The organism is Paenibacillus phytorum (genome assembly GCF_013141715.1).
GTDB classification, from domain to species: Bacteria; Bacillota; Bacilli; order Paenibacillales; family NBRC-103111; genus Paenibacillus_E; species Paenibacillus_E phytorum.
Genome location: NZ_WHOA01000106.1, coordinates 1 through 4,186, shown reverse-complemented (window position 1 = coordinate 4,186; position 4,186 = coordinate 1). Strand labels below are relative to the sequence as shown.

5 protein-coding genes are annotated in these 4,186 nt (G+C 38.9%); all 5 read right to left on the bottom strand.

Annotated elements, in window-relative coordinates:
- Positions 1–167 precede the first annotated feature (167 nt).
- The 5 genes from GC098_RS16645 to GC098_RS16625 all read right to left on the bottom strand — a co-directional run bounded on the left by GC098_RS16645 (position 168) and on the right by GC098_RS16625 (position 4,079).
- On the bottom strand, positions 168–716 hold the full coding sequence (locus GC098_RS16645; RefSeq protein ID WP_171644245.1) for a DUF3221 domain-containing protein: 549 nt from the start codon (positions 714–716) through the stop codon (positions 168–170).
- Between the two features lie 319 nt (positions 717–1,035).
- The gene (locus GC098_RS16640; RefSeq protein ID WP_171644244.1) at positions 1,036–1,884 is read right to left on the bottom strand and encodes an AraC family transcriptional regulator; all 849 of its coding nucleotides are present in this window, start codon (positions 1,882–1,884) and stop codon (positions 1,036–1,038) included.
- Positions 1,885–2,075: 191 nt separating this feature from the next.
- On the bottom strand, positions 2,076–2,753 hold the full coding sequence (locus GC098_RS16635; RefSeq protein WP_171644243.1) for a hypothetical protein: 678 nt from the start codon (positions 2,751–2,753) through the stop codon (positions 2,076–2,078).
- Between the two features lie 166 nt (positions 2,754–2,919).
- Positions 2,920–3,084: a hypothetical protein gene (locus GC098_RS16630; RefSeq protein ID WP_171644242.1), complete on the bottom strand. Its 165-nt coding sequence runs from the start codon at positions 3,082–3,084 to the stop codon at positions 2,920–2,922.
- A 152-nt stretch (positions 3,085–3,236) separates the two neighbouring features.
- Positions 3,237–4,079, bottom strand: a complete 843-nt coding sequence (locus tag GC098_RS16625; protein ID WP_171644241.1) for a tyrosine-type recombinase/integrase — start codon at positions 4,077–4,079, stop codon at positions 3,237–3,239.
- Between the last annotated feature and the right edge of the window lie 107 nt (positions 4,080–4,186).

The following is a 4,186-nucleotide window of genomic DNA, read 5'->3' as shown; positions in this document are numbered from 1 at the left end:
ATATTTAAATTAGATTACTATTATACCATATAATGGGTAATTTTGATTATTGAAATTCGATATATCCTGATGTTCCGCTATCCCGTTACTTCAACAGACAAAGGCAGCCGATTGTGTGCCAGCTGCCTTCGTGACGTGATTGAACTATAGTTTCCGTTAGCTTAATGTTATTTATCTGGAACTTGCATACTATGTTCTTCAATTGAACTATCCGTAATAATTGCACTTTTGTATCGAACAGTCCAAACTGCTGATTTTTCATCATAAACTACTTCATTGATAACAAAGATGTTGATACTTGAAATATCCTTGTTTAACAGTGCTTTGCGTATTACTTCGTCTTGAGACAAGATTGCTTTTTCAGGTTTTTGAATTTTGGTTATGGTGACCTTTGAAGCTTTTCCTTGAGCAGGGTATGAGGTTGCTATGGTACCTTCAAACCATACATTAACGTATTGTCCAACCTCTACATCTTGGGGCATATTTGAAACCCATATCGCTTCATAGAACTCTTTTCTCGTTTGATTTATTTCTCTACTCATTGGACTAACCACTAAGGCTCTTTGATTTTCAAGCTTGGTAATATAACCCACAAGTTCCGCTGAACTGGATTTATTAGTTCCCACTAATGGAGATTGCTTAGGTTCGACTTTGTTGGTACAAGCATTAAGAAAAAGTGATGCTATTAAAATGAATAATAAACAAAGTTTTCTCAATTGATAACCTCCTTTGCGTCTTACAGAACAGACGTGATAATCATTTTAATGGTTCCAAAGTTATTACGCTATCCTTCATAGTTTGTTGAGCAAAACTGCCCTTTAGTTTAATAACAAAAAGAGACCCACAGCAACGGGCTGCGGGTCTAAGTTTATATTTTAAAGGGGGTCGGTTTTTATTATAACCTTTAATGATTAATACCAGATGAAAATAAGATTTCAATCGTGTAACATTTACTCAACTCTCGTCTCCCGTTGGGGCAATATAGTACAACAGGTGCACGATGAGAAACACATGCGTAGCGCATGGCGTAACAAGTCATTTTTTCTTAACCGGAATCCAAATCTCCCCAGACACATACCCTGCCGTTCCATAATACATTTCAAAGGTAGGGCCTTCAACCTGTTCGTATTCCGATGTCGGAAACCATTCGGAATAAATCCTTCCCCATAACTTTATTAAATCACATTGTGGTTCTGGGAAAATCGCCCACGTTAGTGCCGGGACAGAAAGTTTTGTAAATCTCTCCGGAATTTCAAGTCCTTTTGGTAAGAAATAGCTCACCATGTATTTAAAAGATGTTCCAGTATGATCATATAAGGCAGCGTGCAAGATGGTGTTACTAAAGCGTCCCAGTAATCCATTCATCCCTTCAACACTTCCATCTACATCACATTGTTGACGGAACTGAGCAACTTCAGCATATACTTTTTGGGGATCAGAATTGACCATTCCATATGCTCCAAACATCTCAAAAGGACCTTTTTGTTCGATGCGGTAATTCATTTCGACATCTCCTTTTATTGAAATATGGAATGACATTCGAGGATAGGCTTTTAGAGTTACACCTTTATCGCGCGCAGATATTGGCATTATCCCATGAAGATTCTTGAACGCCCGTGCAAACGCTTCTGGCGAATCATATCCATATTTCAAAGCTACATCAATAACCTTTGCATCTGTTGTCTGTAGTTCAAATGCTGCCAATGTCAACCGCCTACGTCGAATGTACTCAGATAACGATACCCCAGTAATAAAAGGAAACATTCGTTGAAAATGATAAGTAGAGCAACAGGCTCTCTGCGCTATTTCATCATATGAGATATTGTCCGCTAGGTTTGTTTCGATATATTCCATGGCGCTTTTCATCCTATCCAACCAATCCATCGTTTTTCCTCCCTTCAAGATAAATTTTATCGCAGATAAAAAGTGAATACCTTGCATTTTCTGCACGAAAATATCAGGATATCGATGATAACAATAATTCTCCTTTTATTCCTAATAACACTTTAGCTATAATGTCCCCTTAGCTTGGAAACGGCAGTTCATAATGTGTTGGCTGCCGCGGTTGTCTACCTTTATACAACGGTTTTAGGTCTACCAGGCTTATTGCCTGGTCGTAGTATTAGATATATAAGTTCAGCAGTACTCTTAATACCTCGCGAGATAGTGTCTTCACTTAAAATTTCATTACTTTCTTCGCTATAATAATCAGCGATTTCTTTTAGACTCCAGCACTGCACTTGAAAACGAACCAGCCATTCAAAATGCTCTAGGTTCCTTTTTTCCTTGCTCTTGATATATCCCTGTTGTTCGAGTAAATTTTCTGTTCGATCTCGATACATCATTTTATACTTTACGAACCAATCGTCCATTTGTTCTTCGAATTCTTTCCAGGGAACCTTTCTTGGATCCCATCCTTTACCGAAAAACCAATTTAGTGGCTTATAGTTTTCTACCTTTTCGCCTGTAATCATCCTTTTAAGAAGATTCGTTTTAAACGCATCATTGGATAGTATTTCTTCAAAATGCTGGATTCTTGTTTCATCACCTAATCCCAGGGATAAGTCATTGGGAGCAAAAACAAAAGGTAAATTCACTGAAAAGAAATCACGACGGATATGATTTTTTTGACCAAAATCCTCAATTAATACAAGACTGTCTTCATCATCCTCGAAGTACATGGAACCGCTTAAGGAAAACACTTCTTCATAAGGTTTATCTTTGAATACGTGCCAGTAATGTTCGATCGGCATCCCTATTTTTGTCTGCAATATTTTTCAGCTTCCCTTAGTCTCTTCTTCCTATTAGCTTCTACTGTATCTTCATGGTATCCAGCTAAAGCACTCAGTGCTAGTTGGGTATAGAAATCGCTTGAACTTATTAAATTGAATTGGGAAGTCCATTTTAGGAGACCATTCCTTAAATCTCATTAACATTTTCCTTCCCTCTGATGGGATAGGTACGTACAATCTCCACAATCACTTTCAGACACTCGCTACTAGATAGATCAGCATCATAAACATACCCTTCTATGTATTTGCGCAACTTCTTTATGAGAAACTCTTCTGTCTCCTGGTATTCCATGCACGCAGCTCCTTACCAGTCACTATTATATGTCTTGCTTAGTTTCCCCAAACAGCATGATAACCGCCTAAATGAAGTCAACTGACTGCTGACCTGGAGTAAAGGTGTTTTTAATCTGATTCAAACCATCATTACAAAAGGGCAGAGAACAGCTAAAAGATTCGACGATAAAGTTCTCTTCTGCGCTCGCCGCGGAGCTGTGCATATATTTGAGTGGTCGATGCTTTCTCATGCCCCAGCATGCCTTGAATGAAATCCAAAGGTGCTCCGTTGTCCAGCAACTGGCACGCATAAGTATGACGAAAACGATGAGGGTACACGTTGGTTGCGACCTCTCCCCGGTCTGCAAGCCGTTTTATTGACCACCTGATCGTGGGAATGGCCATCCTGCGAGTAGGATAAGTATCGGTTACAAACAAGGCTTTACAGGAGTCCTTACGACTTGCCAGATACTTCTTCAACCAGACCTTGCACTCGGTTGTGAAATAAACTTCTCTTTGCTTCGATCCCTTACCTTTAACGATTGCAGAGCAATTCTCCCAGTTCAAATCTTCAATGTTTATCTTTTGTACTTCTCCAACTCGGCAACCGGTAGTGTACAGGAACTCTAGAAGAGCTCGTTCCCGTATGGATAGACAAGAGATCTTCAAATGGATCACATCTTCCTCGATTAAAAACTTCGGAATACGTTTTTCCATCTTTGGCTCTCTTAATTTTAGAGATGGGTTTGATGTTAGGTAGGTTTCTTCGTATGCAAAGCGAAACAAAGATCTAACAAAGCGGATGCGATGCCCTAAACTACTTGGCTTCAATCGATCAGATTGTTTCGCTAAATATTCCTTTAACAGCTGTAGGGTAACATCTGAAATATGGATATCTCCAAGTTCATTAACCAGCATTTTTAGCTGCAAGGCGTAGGCTTTTAGAGTGTTTATACTAAATCCCTGGATGCGCTTTTCGGCCTCATATAGTTTCCACAATTGACTTATATTCATAATAAAACCTCCCATTAGTCCTATTAAGTCTAGGTTTTCTTCTAATGAAAGGTTTTAATCTGTTTATATTGAACTAGCGTTATCCGTTAGCTTAACGGACAAGCATG

Excerpts from the sequence above, each read along its gene's own strand:
- GC098_RS16640 (WP_171644244.1), bottom strand. The coding sequence starts at position 1,884 with ATGGATTGGTTGGATAGGATGAAAAGCGCCATGGAATATATCGAAACA.
- GC098_RS16635 (WP_171644243.1), bottom strand. The coding sequence starts at position 2,753 with ATGCCGATCGAACATTACTGGCACGTATTCAAAGATAAACCTTATGAA.
- GC098_RS16625 (WP_171644241.1), bottom strand. The coding sequence starts at position 4,079 with ATGAATATAAGTCAATTGTGGAAACTATATGAGGCCGAAAAGCGCATC.
- GC098_RS16630 (WP_171644242.1), bottom strand. The coding sequence starts at position 3,084 with ATGGAATACCAGGAGACAGAAGAGTTTCTCATAAAGAAGTTGCGCAAA.